The sequence below is a fragment of the Verrucosispora sp. WMMD1129 genome, from assembly GCF_029581255.1.
Taxonomy (GTDB): Bacteria; Actinomycetota; Actinomycetes; order Mycobacteriales; family Micromonosporaceae; genus Micromonospora; species Micromonospora sediminimaris.
In genome coordinates, this window is record NZ_CP120741.1 from 4895468 (window position 1) to 4914399 (window position 18932).

Consider the following 18932-nt stretch of genomic DNA (forward strand, 5'->3'; position numbering starts at 1 on the left):
GCGGTGACCAGCGGCCCCCGTTGGCCCGCCACTCCTGCGCCCGAGTGAGCCACCCCGGTCGCCCCGGGCGGTTGAGGGGGAACACCTCGGTCGGTGCCGCCGCCCAACTCGGGCGGCGGCGGTCTTGCTGCGACGGTGTCGGGCGGTCGGGGTTTTGCTGCGACGGTGTCGGGCGGCGCGGGTTTCGCTGCGACGGTATCGGCTGCGCTGGGTGGTCTGCGGCCGATGCGGGTCGCATGCCTGGTCCCGACGCGCCCCGGCGGGGCGGCTGGCCGGAGCTGCCGGGTGCCGGGTTGGTCGAGGTGGCCCGGTCGGTCATGTCCTGCCACCAGGCCGGTGGCAGGGGGCGGGCGTTCCGGGTGCGCTGGGGGAGCGGCGCGGGTGTCGCCGGGGGCCGGCATCGCCAGAACCTGATTCGCATGAAGCCTCCGTCGAGGTGGATGGGGCGCCGGCCGAATGTCGGGTGTTGCCGGCGCCCCGGCCTGGTTCCGCCCGCCGTCCGTTCCCGTGAGCGGTTCCGCTGCGTGACAGTCTGGTGAGGACGCGACTACGGTGGGAGGCCCGGCGCGGTGACGACCAGCGCGTCCATGGCCGGTCCCAGACGGTACGAGGATGTATGGAGGGTGTCCGTGGAGCGCTCGTCCATGCTGGAGCACTTCGCCGAGGAACTGCGGCTGGCCCGGGCCGGCGCCGGCATGTCACAGACCGCGCTGGCTGAGGCGCTCAGCTACTCGGCCGCCCTGGTAGCCAAGGTGGAGACCGGCGAGCGCCGGCCCAGCCTGGACTTCGCCCGCCGCAGCGACACCGTCTTCGGCGGGGACGGTCGGTTCGAGCGCATCCAGCGCCGAATCAGCCGCGAAACGGTGGTGCCATGGTTCCGCGACTGGGTCGGTGTGGAGCAGGAGGCGACCACGCTGCGCTCGTTCGAGCCGCTCTGCGTGCCGGGACTGTTGCAGACCGAGGGGTACGTCCGTGCGCTGCTCTCCGGTGGCGGCTTGTTCGCCCCTGACGAGATTGAGCAACAGGTGACAAACCGGCTGGACCGCCAGGCGGCGCTGACCCGTGACCGGCCACCGCTGTTTACCGTGGTTATCGACGAACACGTGCTGCGCCGCCGGATCGGCGACGCCGAGGTGATGCGCGAGCAACTGCGGCACCTGGTGAAGGTCGGCTCGACGCTGCCCCGGGTCCGCATCCAGGTCGTGCCGCTCTCCGCTGGGGCATACGCCGGACTTGGCGGCCCGTTCGTGATCGCCACCCCACCGCACGGGGAGGACGTCGTCTACCTGGAGGGACAGCGCCACGGGCAGGTCGTCGACCGCACCGAGTACGTCCAGCGCATGATTGACGTTTGGGAGTCGATCCGGGGTGAGGCACTATCGCAGCAGCAGTCCCTCGACCTGATGGCGGAAGTGGCGGAGACATGGAGTTGACCGACGCTCGTTGGCGCAAGAGCACCCGCAGTGGTCCTGACGGCGGCAACTGTGTGGAGGTGGCCGACAACCTGCCTGGTCTGGTGGCCGTGCGCGACTCCAAGGATCCGACCGGCCCAGTGCTGGCCTTCCCGCCCACCGCGTGGCGCAGCTTCCTCACGCACCTCCCCGTAAACCCGTAACCCCGCCACGCTCCACCGTCCTATCTGGTCAATCTTGGACAGAATCCGTTAGCGAATAACGGGAAGTGTCCAAGATCTGGTGGTGTTGGGGCCGGTGGGGCGGCCACGGTCGGTGGATGGTTCCCGATGACACGGCTGGGGCGCTGGAATGGCTGGCCTTCGAGCAGGCCGGTGTGCTCACCAGCGCGCAGGCCCGCAGCGTACTGACCGACGGCACCGTACGCGGGTTGGTGCGTTCCCGGCGGTGGCGGGCGATAAGTCGCGGGCTGCTGCTGACCGGCAACGGCCGGTTGACCCGGGATCAACAGTTGTGGGTCGCGGTGCTCGCCGCCGGAGCGGGTGCGGTGCTCGGGGGCGCCACGGCAGCCACCGAGGCGGGCGTACGCGGCCTGCGATCCGAGCCCCTGCACGTGCTCGTGCCGGCGTCCCGTCGGGCCGGGCGAACCATCCTGCGCCAGTTGCCGATCGACATGGCCGCAGTGGTGGTGCACCGGACATCGGTCCTGCCCGATGCGCATCTTCAGGTTGGTCGTCCGCCCCGCACGACCACCGCGCGGGCCCTTGTCGACGCCGCCAGCTGGGCACCCTCGCCACGGGTGGCGCAGGAGACGCTCGCCGCCGGCTGCCAGCAGCGGCGGGTGCTGCCGGAGGAACTGGCCGCCGTGCTGGACGTGCTGCCTCGCGCACCCCGACGGCTGTTGATCCGGCAGACCATCGACGACATCGCCGGTGGCGCTCAGGCGTTGAGCGAGATCGACTTCGTCCGGCTATGCCGTCGAGCCGGTCTGCCCCGGCCCGACCTGCAACAGCGACGGACCGACGCGGCGGGCCGGACGCGCTGGCTGGACGCGTACTGGCGGGAGTGGGGTGTGCACGCGGAGATCGACGGCGCGCACCACATGGACGTACGCCAGTGGACGGCGGACATGCGCCGGCAGAATGACGTCTGGACGGCGGGGGAGCGGATCCTCCGCTTCCCCGCGTGGCTGGTCCGGACCCACCCGGAACAGGTCGCCGACACCGTCCGCCGTGCCCTCCTGGCCGCCGGCTGGCAACCCGACGCCACAGATCGCGACTGCCAGCGGTGAGTGTCAGGCGCCCTGGTAGTAGCGGGCGGCGCCGGGGTGCAGGGGGATGGGGTCGGTGGTGGCGGCCGACTCGCGGTTGAAGTTGCGGGCCTCGGGGTGCGCCACGGCCAGGTCGGCCTGGTACGTGAAGAGCAGGCGGGTCAGGTCGTACGCCAGGTCGTCGGGCATCTCCGCGCTGACCAGGATCACGTTGGGGACCGTCACGGTGGGGGTGCCCGAGGGGGTGTCGTAGGCGTCGGGGGGCAGTTCGGCGGTGGTGTAGACCGAGCCGTGCGTGGCGCTCAGCGGCTCGATCAGGTCGGCGACCGGCAGCAGCCGGAACCGGTCGGGGGCGTTGGTGAGCAGGTCGGCGATGCCCGGAGTGGGTAGCCCGCCGGAGAAGAACATCGCGTCGAGCGTGCCGCTGCGCATCCGGGCCACCGTCTCCGGCAGCGAGACCCGGGCTCGGCGTATGTCCCGTTCGGGGTCCAGTCCGGCGGCGGTGAGCAGCCGAGCGGCGATGACATCGGTGCCGGACTTCGGTGAGCCTGTGGAGACCCGTCTGCCCCGCAGTCCCGCGAGGTCGGCGATCTGCGCGTCGGCGCGGACGATCACGTGGGTGTAGTTGCTGTAGACCCGGGCCAGCGCCCGAACCGGCTGCGGGCGACCATCGAAGGCGCCACGGCCGGCGGTGGCGTCGGCCGCCGTGTCGGCGAGGCTGAAAGCGATCTCCATGTCGCCGTCGACCAGCCGGGTGATGTTCTCGACGGAGGCCCCGGTCGGTTCCGCCCGAGCCTCGTAGCCGGGCAGGTGGCGGCTGATCACATCGGCGTAGCCGCCGCCGAGCTGGTAGTAGACCCCGGTGGTGTTGCCGGTGGCGAGGAAGATGCGCCCGTCGTGCCACGGCCGAGCCTCCGGGGTGCGCTCGGCGCCGCAGGCGCTGACCAGCGCGACCGCCAGCAGCGCCGCCACCAATCGCCGCCCCCGGCTCATGCCGGCACTCCGCCGGGGTGGTCCGCCCAGTTGCGGGCCGCCGGTTCGAGCGCCTCGGCGACCCGCTGGACCAGCGTCGCCGTTTCGTAGCCGATCTGGCCCAGGTCGCAGCCGGCGGCGGCCAGCACGCCGAGCAGGGCGCGGTCACCGACCGCCATAACCAGCAGTACGCCGCCGTCCATGTCCACGATCTGCTGTCGGACCCGGCCGGCGGACATCAGCCGGGCAGCGCCGACGGTCAGGCTGGCCAGGCCGCTGATCACGGCGGCGAGCTGGTCCGCCTGGTCGGTCGAGAGGTGCGGCGAGGCCGCCAGCCGCAGCCCGTCCCCGGAGACGGCGAGGGCGTGCGACACGTCCGGTACCTGCTCGGCGAAGTTCGCCAGGAGCCAGTCGAGGCCGGGGCTGCCGTTGGGCGTCATCTAGGGTCTCCCGTTCGTCTGCTGGTTACGTCGCATCGCGTGAGCCACCCCGGCGGAGAGGGCGGACAGCCGGGCCCGTACCACCTCGGGGTCGAGCAGGTCCGGCGCGGCCTGCGGCGGCGGCACGTCGTGCAGTTCGGACTGCAGGCCGCCGCCGCGTACCCGCCGGGGCAGGCCGGCCGCGGTGGCTTCCTCGGGGCGGGCGGTGCCGGGTCGCCAGGCCGACGCGCCGTTGGCCGACGCGGGCGGCCCGTTCGGCGCGAGGCCGACGGGCTGTGCGGGCGGTCGGTAGTGCGGTTGACCGGGCTGTTCGGGTGACCAGGCCGCTGCGCCGTTGCCCACCACCGGCAGCGTCATGGTGGGGGCGCGGTGCACGTCGTACCGGTCTGCTGCGGCACCGACCACCGCCGGAGCGCCCCGGTGCCGGAACCAGGCGCCGGCGGCCGGGGGCGCCGGCCGGCCGACCGCGTTCGGACGGCCGGTGAGCTGCTCCATCCGGGTCAGCAGCGACTCCGGCACGTCCACCTGGGCGACCGTTCCGGCACCGGCGCTGTGCAGCCGCACCTGGATGCCGTGCCGGGCGGCCAGGTGGGCCACCACGTGCAGGCCCATGCTGCCGGCCGCGGCGCTGGACAACGCCGCCGGGGCGCGCAGCCGCTCGTTGATTTCGGCCAGCCGGTTCTCGCCGATGCCGATGCCCTGGTCGTGTACGCGCAGGGTCAGCCCGTCGACGGTACGTCGACCGTCCACGTGCACGGGAGTGTGCGGCGGGGAGTACGAGGTGGCGTTCTCCAGCAGCTCGGCCAGCAGGTGCACCAGGTTGCCGACTGCCGAACCGTGCACACCGGCGGTGGGCACGTCGATCTCGACCCGGGCGTACTCCTCGATCTCGGAGGCGGCGCCGCGTACGACGTCGGCCACCAGATGCGGGCCGTCCTGCGAGCGTCCGGGCTCGCCGCCGGCCAGGACCAGCAGGTTCTCGCCGTTGCGCCGCATCCGGGCGGCGAGGTGGTCGAGGGCGAAGAGTCGGGCCAACGCGTCCGGATCCGTCTCCTCCTGCTCGAACTCGTCGAGCAGCCGCAGCTGCCGGGTGATCAGCGTCCGGATCCGGCGGGCCAGCGCCTCGACCATCCGGGTCACGTCCATCCGCAGTTCGGCCTGCGCACCGGCGAGCCGCAGCGCGGCCCGGTTGACGGTGTCGAACGCCTCGGCCACCTGGGCGATCTCGTCGCGTCCACGGCTGATTCCCGCGGTGAGTTGCGAGGCGGTGCCCTCCGTCGGGCCGCTGTCGCCGGCCGCGATGGCGGTGATCCGCTCGGGCAGCTCCCGATGTGCCATGGTCAGCGCCGCCACCCGTAGCCGGCGCAGCCGGCGGCTGGTGCGTACCGCCAGCAGCGCGGCGCTGGCCAGCGAGACCAGCGCCAGGCCGGCGGTGGATCCGCCGGTGACCAACGCCCGTTGTCGGGCGTCCGTGGCCAACTCGGCGGCGCGCTGGTCCAGCTCGTCGGAGAGTTCCCGGCCGAGCAGGTTGAATCGGCGGATGGCACCGCTCTGGGCGACGTACCAGGCGTCTCCGTCGGCGGGCAGCGCGGCCGGCTCGGCGTCGGCGTTCAGTGCGCTGTCGCGCATCCGCCGGGCGGTGGAGACGTCGCCGCCGGCGATCAGACGGGTGTACGCGTCGGTGGCGCGTTCCCCGGCGATCCGGGAGAACTCGGCCTGCCGCTGCTCCTGCGCGCCGCGCAGCCGGCCCAGCCGGGCGAGCTCGCCCTCGACCAGCTCACCTCGCACGAAGATTGCCCTGAGCAGGTCACGTTCCAGCGACGCCAGGTGTTCCTGGGCGGCGACGGCGGCCACCTCACGGGCGCGGTTGGCCAGCTCGGGGTCGCGTAGCTGAGCGGGCAGCGCGTCGGCGACGGCGAGCAGCGACTCGACCAGCGCCGCGTAGATCCCGTCGGCATTGTCGGTGGTGAGCGCGGCGATCCGGGCCTCGTCGAGCTGGTCGAGGTGTTCGGTCACGCCGTCGAGGTCCTGGCCGAGGTCCGGGGCGGTGCGGCGGGCGTCGGAGCTGGCGGTCCGGTAGCGTTCGCCGGCCTCGTCGACCCGGCGCCGCTGGGCGTCGACCAACTGCCGGCCGGAGGTACCGCCGCGCTGGCGGAGCGCCGCCGTCTCGCCGAGTTCCCGTTCCAGCTCGTGTACCAGCGAGACGGTGGCGGTGGCGGTGCCGGCCAGCACCCGGGCCCGTTCAGCGTCGGTGGAGGCGGCCAGGGCGTCACCGGTCTGGATGGCCCCCAGCACGAGCAGGCCGGCGGTGGCGATCAGGATCGGTGCGAGCAGTTGGGTACGCACCGACCAGAGTCGGCCGGTGTGGCCGGACGGACGGTTGTGCCGGCGTACGCGGGCCAGCGAGGACAGCGGCACGGGGGTCTCCCGAGGTAGGGGCGGCCGGGCCGGAGGGGAGGTGCCGGCCCGGCCGCCGTCGGTCAGCTCGCGCCGAGGTCCTGCAACGCCTTGGCCGCGCCCCGGTGCAGACCGACCGGGTCGGTCTTGCGGGCGGTGTCCAGGGCGATGCCCTTGGCAGCGGGATTGGCCTGGGCCAGCGCGTCCTTCTTCTCGAACACGGTCCGAGTGATCGCGCAGGCCACGTTGGCGTCGAGGTCCTTGCGGACGAGCAGCACGTTCGGGACCACGATGGTCGGGGTGTCCGCCACTGTGGAGTACACGTCCTTGCCGATCATGCCTGCCTGGTACGCGGGGTTCAGCTCGCTCATCTTAGGCAGCAACGGCGTGATGTCGATGAATTTGACCTTGTCACCAGCGGTGGTGAACAGGTCGGTGAGGCCGCCGGTGGGCAGCCCGCCGGACCAGAAGAAACCGTCTACGGTGCCGTCCTTGACGCCCTCCACGGTCTTGGTGAGGTCGAGCCGCTGGGCCTGGACGTCCGTGGCCGGGTTCAGGCCGGCGGCCTCCAGCAGCCGGTTCGCGATGACCTCGGTACCGGACTTGGGGGAGCCCGTCGAGATCTTCTTGCCGCGCATGTCGGCCACCGAGTTGATCCCCGCGTCGGCCCGGACGACCACCTGGGTGTAGTTGTCGTAGATCCGGGCCAGCGCCTCGACCGGCTGCGGTGCGCTGAAGCTGTCCTTGCCCTCCACCGCGTTGACGGCCGTGTCGAACAGCGAGAAGGCCACGTCGTACTGGCCACCGACGAGCTGTTCGATGTTCTGGACCGATGCTCCGGTCTCGGCTGCGGTGCCGGTCAACCGGCCGCCGGTGCTGTCCGCAAGCTGCCCGGCCAGGGCGTTGCCGACCACGTAGTAGACGCCGGTGGCGTTACCGGTGGCGATGCCCACCCGGGTGTTCTCGGCCACCTCACAGGTGACGGCGCTCGCGGTGTCGTCCGTGGCCGCGGCGTCCTGGCGGCCTCCGCAACCGGCGGCGCCGGCGGCGACGAGGGTGAGGACTCCCACCCCGGCGACGAGCCGCGCGTTGATCCGTCCCACAGTGTCTCCTTCCTGGGTCATGCCGGTGATCCGGCTCGCGTTCCGCCGGAGGGGCCGGCGGATCCGCGTCGTATGAACACGCCCACCGCCATGACGCCGGCCAGCACGGCACCGATCGCGACGGGCACGGGTTGCAGCCAGAGCAGCGTCAGTCCGGCGGCCCCGCCGATGACGCGTTCCGGCGCGCCCGCCGCGCCGACGCCGGGCAGCCAGCCGCCCGCCGCGACGGCCAGCACCGCGACACCGAGGGCCGTGACAACGGCCGCGACGAGGATCCGCCGGGGGCCGCCGATGCCGAGCAGGCCGAGCCCGGTCGGGGTGATCACGAATGCCAGCGGAATCAGGTACGCCGGCAGCGCGTACCGCAGGGTGTGCCACATGGTCGGCACCAGTCGTCCACCGGTGACCGCGGCGGCGGCGACGGCGGCGAGCGCGGTCGGCGGCGACACCTCGGACAGCACCGCGAAGTAGAAGACGAACATGGCGGCGGCGGGAGCGCTGACCCCGAGGTCCAGCAGCGCCGGCCCGATGATCACCCAGCCGATCACGAACGACGCGGTCACCGGGACCGCCAGGCCGAGCAGGCTGAGCGCGACGGCGGCGAGCAGCGCGGTCAGCGCGAGCACCACGGCCGGCTCGGAGCTGACCGCGCTCGCGGCGCCGACCAGGAGCGCGGCGGCCTGCGGACCGAGCCCGGTCTTGGTGGTGGTGGCGGTGATGACGCCGGCCGCCGCGCAGACGACGGTGACGGCGAGGACTCCGCGTACGCCGTTGGAAAGCGCCGCGACCAGTCGGGCGGGGGTGAGCCGGTGACTGCGGTCCAGGAAGGACAGGACGATCGCGAGGACGGTGGCCAGCACCACGGCACGGGTCGCCGACAGCCCGACGGCGAGCAGCCCGACGATGGCGAACAGCGAGGCGAAGTGATACCCGGACCGGGCCAGCAGCCGCCAGGCGGGACCGGCTGCGAGGGATGCCGCCCGCACTCCGGAGCGGCGTGCGTCGATCTCCACCGAGAGCACGATGCCGAGGTAGTAGAGGACGGTCGGCACCACCGCCCAGCCGAGTACCTGGAGGTAGGACACGCCGAGGTACTCGGCGATGATGAAGGCCGCCGCGCCGAGCGTCGGTGGGGACAGGATGGCACCGACGCCGGCTGCGGCGAGCATGCCGCCGGCCCGTTCCGCCGGGTACCCGGCACGGCGCAGGATCGGCCAGGTGACCGCGCCGATGCTGACGGTGGTCGCCGCACCGGAGCCGGAGACGGTGCCGAGCAGGAAGCCGGAGGCCACCGCCGTACGACCGGCGGCGGTGCGCGAGCGCCGGAACGCCGCGGCGGACAGGTTCACGAAGAACCGGCCGGCGCCGGAGAGATCGAGCACCGCCCCGTAGATGGTGAACAGCACGATGTACGTGGCGGCCACGTCCAGCGGGGTGCCGTAGAAGCCGCTGTCGGAGTTGTAGAAGGCGTCGACCAGTTGCCCGAAGTCCAGCCCGGCGTGCGCCACCGCCCAGGTCTGTGGCAGCAGTCCCCCGTAGTAGCCGTAGCCGAGGAAGAGCAGACAGACGGCGGGCAGGATCCAGCCGGTGGTGCGTCGGCAGCCCTCCAGCAGCAGGAACAGCAGGACGCTGCCCATCGCCACGTCCATCCCGACCAGCAGCCCCTGCCGGTCGAGGAAGGCGTCGTAGCCGCCGCCACCGCCGGCCAGGGCGATCGGCAGCACCGGGTACAGGCAGCCGGCCAGCGCCGCGGCGGCCAGTAACCAGTCGACCCGGCTGGGCCCGGACCCGGTCGGCCTGAATCCGCCGGACCCGGTCGCGTCGGGTGCCGACGCCGACGAGGCTCGACCTGCGAACAGCTCCCGCAGGCGGCGAGGCGGCCGCAGGTCGGCCGGGTAGACGAGGAAGACCAACGGGAGTACGCCGGCGAGGAAGAAGATCAGGTAGTACTTGCTGCCCTGGGCCAGCGGCCGGAACACCTGCCAGAGCGCCAGCAGGCTGATCGCCAGGGTGGCCGCGGTCAGTGCGAGAGCGATTGGTCCGGTCAGCACCCGACCCGGCTTCTCGTCCTCGAACCGCCCGGCGATGTCGACCGGATCGATCTGGACCGGACCGGTCCCGACGGCGGGTGCCTCCGCCTCCGCGACTCGGCTGTGTCCGCCGCGACGCTCAGGTCCGGAATCTTCGGTGAATCGGATAGCCGACACGAGGGGGGACGATACGCGAATTGACTCCACGTTGGGGGACATAGTCGCACATCGCTTCGCTGAGTGACTTTACATTCTTTCAAGTCATGCGTCGCGGCAATAATTAAGAATAGCGTTCATGATTGGCCCGGACGTGCCGATGGAGGTAGGGCTGGTCGCCGGAGAGGGCAACGACAGCTGTCCGTTTTATCGGGTTAGCGGGCATCTTGCGGGCGGATTTGTCGACTAGAAAATCTAGTCGAGTGATTACTCTCCGTGTATGCAACTACGGTAGGTGTCGCTCCGAACCGGCTGGATTGTCGCCTGCTCGACGTCCGCCGGAAGATCGACGCGGCCGGTCCCGGGGCGCATCGCCGGCCGGTGGACCGATCCCGGCGGGCGAGGCACGACCAATTCCCCGCAGTGATCGCATTCGTCTGAGCCGGTGGATGGGAAGCACCGTAGGCGCATTTCCCGGGTCTGCCCGAAACCGGAACCGCGCCGACCGTCTCGCACCCTGGCCCGAGGCTTCGGGCCAGCCGGGCGAGCGGCTGCCCGGGTGGGGTTACTTCACGTCGGTCGCTGGGCATGTCTCCTCAACCAGCACCGAGCGGAGCCGAGGGGAGAGGCGATGGCCTCCGAGGAGTCTTCCCGTCCAGACCGGCGTGACCCGGGGCTCGACACCGCCCCCGAGGGGCGGCGGGACGAGTCGGGTGCCGACCGCGACCAGGTGCCGGTAGGGCGCGAGGCAAGTGACCCGCCGGCACATCCGGGCCGGTTGTCGCGGGGCGAGTGGCTGGCGGCGGTGCGCCGGACGGTGCGCGAGTTCGGCGACGACAGCCTGACCGACTGGGCCGCGGCACTCACCTACTACGGGGTGCTCTCCATCTTCCCGGGCCTGCTGGTGCTGGTTTCGCTGCTGGGCCTGCTGGGCGCGGCGGCCACCCGGACGGTACGCGACACCGTCGCGGAGTCGGTGCCCGAGGAGAACATCCGCATGATCCTCGATGCCGCGATCGAGCAGGCCCAGCAGAACGGCGGGTTGGCCGGTATCGCCGCGATCATCGGTCTGCTCGCCGCCTTCTGGTCCGCCTCCGGTTACGTCGCCGCCTTCATGCGTGCCTCCAACGCGATCTACGACGTGCCGGAGGGGCGACCGATCTGGAAGACCCTGCCGATCCGGGTGGGGGTCACCGCGCTGGTCGGTGTGATGCTGTTGGCCAGTGCGGTGATCGTGGTCTTCACCGGCCGCTTCGCCGAGGAGGTCGGCGCTGCGCTGGGGGTGGGGAGCACGGCCGTGGCGGTGTGGGACATCGCCAAGTGGCCGGTGCTGCTGCTCCTGGTCAGCCTGATGTTCGCCATCCTCTACTGGGCGTCGCCGAACGCGCGCCAGGGCGGCTTCCGCTGGGTGAGCCCGGGTGGGGTGCTGGCGGTGCTGATCTGGCTGCTGGTCTCCGGCCTGTTCGCCTTCTACGTCGGCAACTTCGGCTCGTACAACAAGACCTACGGGGCGCTGGCCGGGGTGATCATCTTCCTGGTCTGGCTCTGGTTGAGCAACATCGCGATCCTGTTCGGTGCGGAACTCGATGCCGAGCTGGCGCGGGCGCGGGCGATCAGCGGCGGCCTCCGGCCGGTCGACCGGGAGCCCTACGTTGAGTTGCGCGACGATCGCAAGCTGCGCTCGAAGGAAGGTGGCGGGCGTGCCGGCTGAGGGTCGTCGCCGTGCCTCGGGAGCGCTGGGGCACGGTGACGATCTCAGCTGCGTACTGCGATTGACTGTCAGCCGCAGGCCGAGACGAGACACCAGGCGTTGAGCGTGATTTCCTGGTAGTCCCTGACCCGGTGCCAGCCGGGACGATAGGTGCTGCCAATCTTGTCGCAATAAATGTAGCCGCTCGGCACCTGGAACCCGTCGGTGTTTCGGAAATCGTAGTGGTAGCTGGAATCGGAAGCGGTGCCCTGCCCGGCCGGGAGCATCATCGTCTTTGTGTTTGAAGGCCAGTTCCCGGAGATTTTCAACTACCTGCCGAGCCAGTTCTTCACCTCTCCGCAAAAGACCCCAGCGGCGCAGTTGCCGAGCGGCGTCACGGTCTCGCTGGTGGAGGATCGCAGCAGCTCAGAGAGCTCGCCTGGGGTCGTCCTGCGGTCGGCTGACGGTGCGCTGCCCGCGGTGGTCGACGGTGCCGCATCGGCTCGGGCGGCTGGGGTGACCAGTAGCGTGGCCTACAAAGCTACAGCCGTCGCCCGATGGCCCGTGTTCGTGGATTTCCGCCCTGTGTGCGGACCCGAGGAGGGTGCGCATCGTCAACGAACGTGTCGTCGGTATTCCCCCGCGTCTGGTCGGGGCGCTACCTTCGGTGTCAATCGGTGTGACGCGACTACATTGACTGGCGTTTTGTTTATGGGTCGGGCTGGCCGGACGGATTTGCGCAATGTCCTCGCCCGGACGCATGTCATTCGACACCTGTCGTCGTGCGTCTGCTGGTGCGACGAGGGTCGATGGATTGGCTGCGGCGGGGGTGCTGGCCTGCGGCTCGGGCATGGTGTCGACCCGCGGGTAGCTTTTGCTAGATCCAGCAAAAGTTGGGCACAGATTGGTTCTAAGGTCTGGACAGGGTGCACTGAAGCCTCCTACTGTGTCGGGCACCACACGTCGGCATTTCGTCGATGTGAACACCCCCGGTGGGAGAGGTGAGCCCGTGCCCAACGCCGACCCCCTGCACGTCCGGTTGTTGCGGTTGTTACGCGACGAGGGAGCGCTGTCGCGGGCCGAACTCGCCGACCGTCTGGAGATGCCCCGGCCCCGGTTGCTCGCCGAACTGGAGCGGCTGGTCGCCCTCGGCTACGTGGCGGAGGCGGGCAAGGCGGCCTCCCGGGGCGGGCGTCGGTCGACGCTTGTCGAACTGAGCCCCGAGCTGCGTTTCGCCGCCGTCGACCTGGGTGCCAGCTCGATCGACGTCGAGGTCGTCAACGGCCGGCTGGAGCCGGTGGCAGCGTACGCGGAGGCGGCCGACATCCGGTCCGGCCCGAAGGCGATCCTCCAGCGCGTCAACGAGCTGCTGCACAAGGCCCGGGTCGACGGCGTCTACGAGCGACTCGACGCGGTCGGTATCGGTGTGCCCGGCCCGGTCAGCTTCCGCGACGGAGTGCCGGTCTCGCCGCCGATCATGCCCGGCTGGGACCGTTTCCCCGTCCGTGAACTGCTCACCCGCGAGCACGGCTGCCCGGCGGTGGTGGACAACGACGTGAACATCATGGCCATCGGCGAGCGGCACGGCGGCGTGGCCCACTCGGTCGATGATTTTCTCTTCGTCAAGATCGGCACCGGTATCGGCTGCGGGATCTACCTCAGCGGCGACGTCTACCGGGGTACCGACGGGTGCGCCGGCGACATCGGCCACATCCAGGTCGACCCGCAGGGGTCGATCTGTTCCTGCGGCAACGCCGGCTGCCTGGAGGCGCTCTTCAGCGGGGCGGCCCTCGCCAAGGACGCCACCGCCGCCGCGCGGGCCGGCACCTCACCCGCCCTGGCCGAACGGCTGGAGGCCAACGGCTCGGTCACCGCTCTCGACGTCGCCGCCGGGGCGCTCGAAGGGGACGTGACCTGCATCCAGCTCATCCGCGAGGGGGGACGGCGGGTCGGCGGCGTGCTCGCCGGGCTGGTCAGCTTCACCAACCCCTCGATGATCGTGATCGGCGGCGGACTCGCCCAACTGGGGCACATCCTGCTCGCCGAGATCCGCAGTGTCGTGTACCGCCGCTCGCTGCCGCTGGCCACCGGGAACCTGCCGGTGGTGCTCTCCGAGCTGGGCCCGCGGGCCGGTGTGGCCGGCGCCGCGGTGCTCGCCAGCGACCTGGCGTTCGGGGAGGCGGCATGACCGGGCAGGACATCGCGAGCGGGACTGGCGCGTCGCCGGACCCGGCGACCACCGGCGCGGGCGAGGTGGTGCTGCGCCTGACCGACGTGGTCAAGACCTTCCCCGGCGTACGCGCCCTGGACGGCGTGCAACTGGAGGTCCGCGCGGGCGAGGTGCACTGCCTGCTCGGGCAGAACGGTGCGGGCAAGTCCACCTTGATCAAGGTGCTCGCCGGGGTGCACCGGCCGGACTCGGGGCACATCGAGTGGCGCGGCGACCGGGTCGCCTTCGCCAACCCGCAGGCCGCGATGCGCGCCGGGATCGCCACCATCTACCAGGAACTCGACCTGGTCGATGACCTGTCGGTGGCGGAGAACGCCTTCCTGGGACACGAGCCCCGTCGGCTCGGGTTCATCCGTCGGGGCCACATGGCCAGCCGTACCCGCCAGATCCTCGGCCGGCTCGGCCACGCCGAGATCCCACCGGGCCGGATGGTGCGGGCACTGCCGGCGGCCGGCAAGCAGGTGGTCAGCATGGCCCGGGCGCTGTCCCACGAGGCGCGGCTGATCATCATGGACGAGCCGAGCGCCGTGCTCGCCCACGACGAGGTGGAGAACCTCTTCCGGATCATCCGCGAACTAACCGCGCAGGGCATCGCGGTCATCTACATCTCGCACCGGTTGGAGGAGATCCGCGAGATCGGTGACCGGGTGACCGTACTCAAGGACGGCCGGACCACGGCGGCGAACCTGCCGGCCCGCGAGACCCCGACCAGCGACCTGGTTTCCCGGATGACCGGCCGGACCATCGAGTACGTCTTCCCGGACCGCGCCGCCGACACCGTGATCGGCGACGAGCTGCTCCAGGTCAACGGGCTGACCCGCCACGGCGAGTTCGCCGACGTGACGCTGTCCGTCCGGGCCGGTGAGATCGTCGGCATTGCGGGCCTGGTCGGCTCCGGCCGCTCCGAACTGCTGGAGACGATCTACGGCGCCCGGGCGGCCGAGGCCGGTTCGGTGCGGATGGCCGGCCGGACGCTGCGGCCGGGCAGCGTCGGCGCGGCGGTGAAGGCCGGCATGGGCATGGCCCCCGAAGAGCGTAAGAGCCAGGCGCTGCTGCTCGGCGAGCCGATCTACCGCAACGTCACCCTCGCCACCTTCGGCCGCTACGCCCGCTTCGGCTTCACCGACGTGAGCCGGGAACGGGCGGAGGCCGACCGGATCGCCGAGAGCCTGGAGATGCGCCCGCGCGACGTCCGCCGGGCGGTACGCACGCTCTCCGGCGGCAACCAGCAGAAGGTGGTGGTCGGTCGCTGGCTGCTCGGCGACACGAAGCTGCTGCTGCTCGACGAGCCCACCCGAGGGGTGGACGTCGGTGCCCGGGCCGAGCTGTACCAGGTGATTCGGCAGCTCGCGGCTCAGGGGGTCGGGGTGCTGCTGGTCTCCAGCGAGGTGCCCGAGGTGCTCGGCCTGGCCGATCGGGTGCTGGTGATGCGCGAAGGGCGGGTCGTCCGGACCGCCCCCGCCGACGAACTCGACGAACCCACCGTGCTCGACCTCGTGATGGCGGGGTCCCTGATGGAAGGCGCAGCGGCATGACCGATAGTCCGCCCACGACTAAGCTGCCGGCGCAGTCGCCGCCGGTGGACCCGGCCGAGACCGAGGCGGCGGGGCACGCCACGGCGGGCCCCACCGGCGGGCTGTCCTGGTGGCACGGCGACGGCGGTGAGGGCGCCAAGCGGAATCTCGCCCTGATCGGTGTGCTGCTGGCACTCTTCGTGATCGGTGCTGCCACCCGCTGGGACCTGTACTCCAACCCGGACTGGGTCTGGGCGAACATGCTCAGCATCCTCAAGCTCGCCTCGGTGGTTGGCGTGGTCACCGTCGGGATGACCTTCGTGATCATCGGTGGTGGCATCGACCTCTCGGTCGGCGCGATCGTTGCGCTGGCCGGGGTCTGGTGCACCACGGTGGCGACCCAGAGCTTCGGCGCCGGCGGGATGATCTTCACCGCGATCGTCGTCGGGGTGGCGGTCGGCCTGGTCAACGGGACGCTCATCGCGTACGGGCGGCTGGTGCCGTTCATCGCGACGCTGGCCATGCTCGTCGCCGCGCGCGGGTTGGCCGCCGAGATCTCCCAGAAGCAGACCCAGATCTCGCAGAACAGCACCATCAACGGCATCGCCAGTACCGATCTGCTCGGTATCCCGCTGCTGGTCTACATCCTGGCGGCCGTGGTCGCCGCAGGCTGGGTGTTGCTCAACCGCACCACCTTCGGGCGGCGCACCGTCGCCGTCGGCGGCAACCCGGAGGCCGCCCGGCTGGCCGGCATCAACGTCCGGCTGCACACCCTGCTGCTGTACGCGCTGTCCGGCCTGTGCTGCGGCATCGCCGCCATCATGCTCACCGCGCAGGCCACCTCCGCCCAGGCGGCGATGGCGAACCTCTACGAGCTGGACGCGATCGCCGCTGTGATCATCGGTGGCACGCTGCTCAGCGGCGGGCGGGGCACCATCGTCGGCTCCCTGCTCGGTGTGATCATCTTCGCCACCATCACCAACCTCTTCGCCATCAACGGCCTCTCCACCGAGGCGCAGAACATGGTCAAGGGCGGCATCATCGTCGCCGCCGTCCTGATCCAGCAGATCCAGTTCGGCAGTCTCTCCCAGTTCTTCCGTCGTAACCGGCTCACCACGAGCTGAGCACCACCGCATCCGGGCCACCCGAACAACCGACGGTGGTCGGGCTTCGTACACCCAAAATCCCCACCAGTGAATAACCAGGAGGTCGTCATGACCCAGCACAGTCGCGACATGTCGCGGCGCCGGCTGCTCTTCGGCGGGGCGGCCGTCGGCGCCGGCGTACTGCTCACCGGTTGTACCAGCAACGAGCAGTCGCCGACCGAGGCACAGACCAAGGCGGCCGACGGCAACGCCAACTCCGAGCCGGGCAAGCAGGTGACCATCGGCTTCTCCGCGCCGGCCGCCGACCACGGCTGGATCGCCGCGATCACCAACAACGCCAAGTCGCAGGCCGCCGCGTACTCCGACGTGGAGTTCAAGACGGTCGAGGCCGGTGCGGACGCGGCGGCCCAGCGGGCGGCACTGTCCACCCTGATCTCGCAGAAGCCCGACGTGATCGTGCTGCTGCCGCACGACGGCAAGGAGCTGAACTCGTTCGGGCTGGAGGCGATGGCGGCCGGCATCCCGGTGGTCAACCTGGACCGGGCCTTCCCGGACGCCAAGGCGTACCGCCTGCAGATCAAGGGCGACAACTACGGCATGGGCGTCTCGGCGGCCACCTTCATCGTCGAGCAGCTCAAGGCCAAGGGCGTGAGCAACCCGGTGATCGCCGAGATCGCCGGGATGGACGAGTTGGAGCTGACCCAGGAGCGTACCCAGGGCTTCAACGACACCCTGGCCCAGCACGGCCTGAAGGTGAAAAACCGCCGGGCGGCGCGGTTCACCGCCGACTCGGGCCAGCAGGAGGCGAGCCAGCTGCTCCAGGCTGAGCCGAAGATCGACGCGATCTGGAACCACGACGACGACCAGGGCATCGGTGTACTGGCCGCGATCAGCCAGGCCAACCGCAACGAGTTCTTCATGGTCGGCGGCGCCGGCTCGAAGAAGGCGATGGAGGACATCCAGGCCGACAACACGGTGCTGAAGGCCACGGTGACCTACAGCCCGTCGATGGCGTCCTCGGCGATCTCGCTGGCCCGCCTCATCGGCCAGGGCAGGGGCATGTCCGACCTGGTGGAACTCCAGGTTCCGAAGGAGATTGTCCTCGCCTCCGAAACGATCACCAAGGAGAACGCGAGCAACTACCTCAAGCTCGGGTTCTGACACAACGGGGGGAGACCCACCTTGTCCACGACAAACAACGAACTGCGGGTCGGCATGGTCGGCTACGCGTTCATGGGAGCCGCGCACTCGCAGGCGTGGCGCACCGTGAACCGGGTGTACGACCTGCCGGCGCGGGCCCGGATGGCGCTCATCTGCGGCCGGGACGCCGGGAAGGTGGCCGACGCCGCCGACCGGCTCGGCTGGGACGAGCACACCACGGACTGGCGGGAACTGGTGAACCGCCCGGACATCGACGTGGTCGACATCTGCACACCGGGTGACAGCCATGCCGAGATCGCGCTGGCGGCGCTGGCCGCGGGCAAGCACGTGCTGTGCGAGAAGCCGTTGGCAAACACGGTCGCCGAGGCCCGGGAGATGGCCGCTGCGGCGGCCACCGCCCAGGCCGGCGGGGCGCGGTCGATGTGCGGCTTCAACTATCGGCGGGTGCCCGCGGTGGCGCTGATGCGTCAGCTCATCGCCGACGGGCGGCTCGGCGAGATCCGGCACGTCCGGGCCACCTACCTGCAGGACTGGATCGTGGACCCGCAGTTCCCCCTGGTCTGGCGGCTCCGTAAGGAGGTGTCGGGCTCCGGTGCACTGGGTGACATCGGTGCGCACATCATCGACCTGACCCAGTACGTCACCGGACAGCGGATCAGCGGGGTCAGCGCGGTGACCGAGACCTTCGTCAAGGAGCGGCCGTTGCCGGCCGAGTCGAGCGGGTTGGCGGCGCAGGCCGACGGGGCCGGCGCCGCCACCGGCCCGGTCACCGTCGACGACGCGGCGATCTTCGTGGCCCGTCTGGACGGCGGGGCACTGGCCACGTACGAGGCGACGCGGTTCGCCACCGGGCGCAAGAACGCCCTCCGTGTGGAGATCAACGGTTCGCTCGGCAGCGTCGCCTTCGACCTGGAACGCCTCAACGAACTGGAGTTCCTCGACGCCACCCGGCCCGCCGCCGAGCAGGGTTTCAACCGGATTCTGGTGACCGAGGCCGAGCACCCGTACCTGTCGGCCTGGTGGCCGCCGGGGCACATCATCGGGTACGAGCACTCCTTCACCCACCAGATGCGCGACTTCATCGAGGCGGTGGCGACCGGCGTCGACCCGTCGCCCTCGTTCGCCGAGGCGTTGCAGGTGCAACTGGTGCTGGACGCGGTGACCCGCTCGGCCGAGTTGGGCTCCTCCTGGGCCGCGGTGGAGCCGTCGATGGCGACGGCCGCCGCCTGAACCACCTCCGGAGCCGACCGGCGAGGATCGGCCACGGTTGCGCCCCGTGGCCGGTACGGGTCGGGTCCGGAGGTCGTGCCCCCGGGCGACCGGCGGCACGAGCAATGCGGCTCCTCCGGTGCGGCCGGACCGGGATTCCCCGGCAGCACCGGAGGGCCGCCGCCCACCTACCAGTCCGCTGACCACCCACCTGGAGACTCCCGCCGCAAGGCGGACCGTGT

The 18932-nt window shown here is 71.0% G+C and carries 15 protein-coding genes; 9 read left to right on the top strand and 6 right to left on the bottom strand.

Translation table 11 applies throughout. The annotated features are described in order from the left end of the window. Window positions 1-629: 629 nt before the first annotated feature. The 3 genes from O7624_RS22830 to O7624_RS22840 all read left to right on the top strand — a co-directional run bounded on the left by O7624_RS22830 (window position 630) and on the right by O7624_RS22840 (window position 2703). Window positions 630-1433, top strand: coding sequence for a helix-turn-helix transcriptional regulator (locus O7624_RS22830; RefSeq protein ID WP_282237192.1), 804 nt, complete (start codon window positions 630-632; stop codon window positions 1431-1433). Next, window positions 1424-1615 carry a DUF397 domain-containing protein gene (locus O7624_RS22835; RefSeq protein WP_282237193.1) on the top strand — a complete coding sequence of 64 codons (192 nt, stop codon included), beginning with the start codon at window positions 1424-1426 and terminating at the stop codon, window positions 1613-1615. The genes O7624_RS22830 and O7624_RS22835 overlap by 10 nt, the downstream gene beginning before the upstream one ends. Before the next feature lie 116 nt (window positions 1616-1731). Beyond that, complete coding sequence (locus O7624_RS22840; RefSeq protein ID WP_282237194.1) at window positions 1732-2703, top strand: hypothetical protein; 972 nt, start codon at window positions 1732-1734, stop codon at window positions 2701-2703. Window positions 2704-2706: 3 nt separating this feature from the next. On the opposite strand, the gene O7624_RS22845 is transcribed toward O7624_RS22840, so the two are convergent. From O7624_RS22845 to O7624_RS22865, 5 genes are all read right to left on the bottom strand, one after another. Then, on the bottom strand, window positions 2707-3675 hold the full coding sequence (locus tag O7624_RS22845; protein ID WP_282237195.1) for a TAXI family TRAP transporter solute-binding subunit: 969 nt from the start codon (window positions 3673-3675) through the stop codon (window positions 2707-2709). Further along, complete coding sequence (locus O7624_RS22850; RefSeq protein ID WP_210940733.1) at window positions 3672-4094, bottom strand: roadblock/LC7 domain-containing protein; 423 nt, start codon at window positions 4092-4094, stop codon at window positions 3672-3674. The genes O7624_RS22845 and O7624_RS22850 overlap by 4 nt, the downstream gene beginning before the upstream one ends. Beyond that, a complete protein-coding gene (locus O7624_RS22855) occupies window positions 4095-6512 on the bottom strand; it encodes a nitrate- and nitrite sensing domain-containing protein (protein WP_282237196.1) in 2418 nt (805 codons plus the stop codon). 62 nt (window positions 6513-6574) lie between these two features. Continuing rightward, the gene (locus O7624_RS22860; RefSeq protein WP_282237197.1) at window positions 6575-7594 is read right to left on the bottom strand and encodes a TAXI family TRAP transporter solute-binding subunit; all 1020 of its coding nucleotides are present in this window, start codon (window positions 7592-7594) and stop codon (window positions 6575-6577) included. Between the two features lie 17 nt (window positions 7595-7611). Beyond that, a complete protein-coding gene (locus O7624_RS22865) occupies window positions 7612-9696 on the bottom strand; it encodes a TRAP transporter fused permease subunit (protein ID WP_282240726.1) in 2085 nt (694 codons plus the stop codon). A 715-nt stretch (window positions 9697-10411) separates the two neighbouring features. Here O7624_RS22865 and O7624_RS22870 point away from each other — a divergent pair. Next, window positions 10412-11491 carry a YihY/virulence factor BrkB family protein gene (locus O7624_RS22870; RefSeq protein WP_282237198.1) on the top strand — a complete coding sequence of 360 codons (1080 nt, stop codon included), beginning with the start codon at window positions 10412-10414 and terminating at the stop codon, window positions 11489-11491. Between the two features lie 68 nt (window positions 11492-11559). Here O7624_RS22870 and O7624_RS22875 read toward each other — a convergent pair whose 3' ends face one another. Then, the gene (locus O7624_RS22875) at window positions 11560-11760 is read right to left on the bottom strand and encodes a hypothetical protein (RefSeq protein ID WP_282237199.1); all 201 of its coding nucleotides are present in this window, start codon (window positions 11758-11760) and stop codon (window positions 11560-11562) included. 719 nt (window positions 11761-12479) lie between these two features. On the opposite strand from O7624_RS22875, the gene O7624_RS22880 reads away from it, so the two are divergent. The 5 genes from O7624_RS22880 to O7624_RS22900 all read left to right on the top strand — a co-directional run bounded on the left by O7624_RS22880 (window position 12480) and on the right by O7624_RS22900 (window position 18711). Then, window positions 12480-13658 carry an ROK family transcriptional regulator gene (locus O7624_RS22880; RefSeq protein WP_093401396.1) on the top strand — a complete coding sequence of 393 codons (1179 nt, stop codon included), beginning with the start codon at window positions 12480-12482 and terminating at the stop codon, window positions 13656-13658. After that, on the top strand, window positions 13655-15235 hold the full coding sequence (locus tag O7624_RS22885; RefSeq protein WP_282237200.1) for a sugar ABC transporter ATP-binding protein: 1581 nt from the start codon (window positions 13655-13657) through the stop codon (window positions 15233-15235). The genes O7624_RS22880 and O7624_RS22885 overlap by 4 nt, the downstream gene beginning before the upstream one ends. Then, the gene (locus tag O7624_RS22890) at window positions 15232-16338 is read left to right on the top strand and encodes an ABC transporter permease (protein WP_282237201.1); all 1107 of its coding nucleotides are present in this window, start codon (window positions 15232-15234) and stop codon (window positions 16336-16338) included. Before O7624_RS22885 ends, O7624_RS22890 begins: the two co-directional genes overlap by 4 nt. Before the next feature lie 90 nt (window positions 16339-16428). Continuing rightward, a complete protein-coding gene (locus tag O7624_RS22895) occupies window positions 16429-17481 on the top strand; it encodes a substrate-binding domain-containing protein (protein ID WP_282237202.1) in 1053 nt (350 codons plus the stop codon). Between the two features lie 21 nt (window positions 17482-17502). Then, a complete protein-coding gene (locus O7624_RS22900; RefSeq protein WP_093401392.1) occupies window positions 17503-18711 on the top strand; it encodes a Gfo/Idh/MocA family oxidoreductase in 1209 nt (402 codons plus the stop codon). Window positions 18712-18932: the final 221 nt, after the last annotated feature.

Coding starts and splice junctions, on each gene's coding strand:
- O7624_RS22835 (WP_282237193.1), top strand. CDS start 1,424: ATGGAGTTGACCGACGCTCGTTGGCGCAAGAGCACCCGCAGTGGTCCT.
- O7624_RS22840 (WP_282237194.1), top strand. CDS start 1,732: ATGGTTCCCGATGACACGGCTGGGGCGCTGGAATGGCTGGCCTTCGAG.
- O7624_RS22845 (WP_282237195.1), bottom strand. CDS start 3,675: ATGAGCCGGGGGCGGCGATTGGTGGCGGCGCTGCTGGCGGTCGCGCTG.
- O7624_RS22850 (WP_210940733.1), bottom strand. CDS start 4,094: ATGACGCCCAACGGCAGCCCCGGCCTCGACTGGCTCCTGGCGAACTTC.
- O7624_RS22870 (WP_282237198.1), top strand. CDS start 10,412: ATGGCCTCCGAGGAGTCTTCCCGTCCAGACCGGCGTGACCCGGGGCTC.
- O7624_RS22875 (WP_282237199.1), bottom strand. CDS start 11,760: ATGATGCTCCCGGCCGGGCAGGGCACCGCTTCCGATTCCAGCTACCAC.
- O7624_RS22885 (WP_282237200.1), top strand. CDS start 13,655: ATGACCGGGCAGGACATCGCGAGCGGGACTGGCGCGTCGCCGGACCCG.
- O7624_RS22890 (WP_282237201.1), top strand. CDS start 15,232: ATGACCGATAGTCCGCCCACGACTAAGCTGCCGGCGCAGTCGCCGCCG.
- O7624_RS22895 (WP_282237202.1), top strand. CDS start 16,429: ATGACCCAGCACAGTCGCGACATGTCGCGGCGCCGGCTGCTCTTCGGC.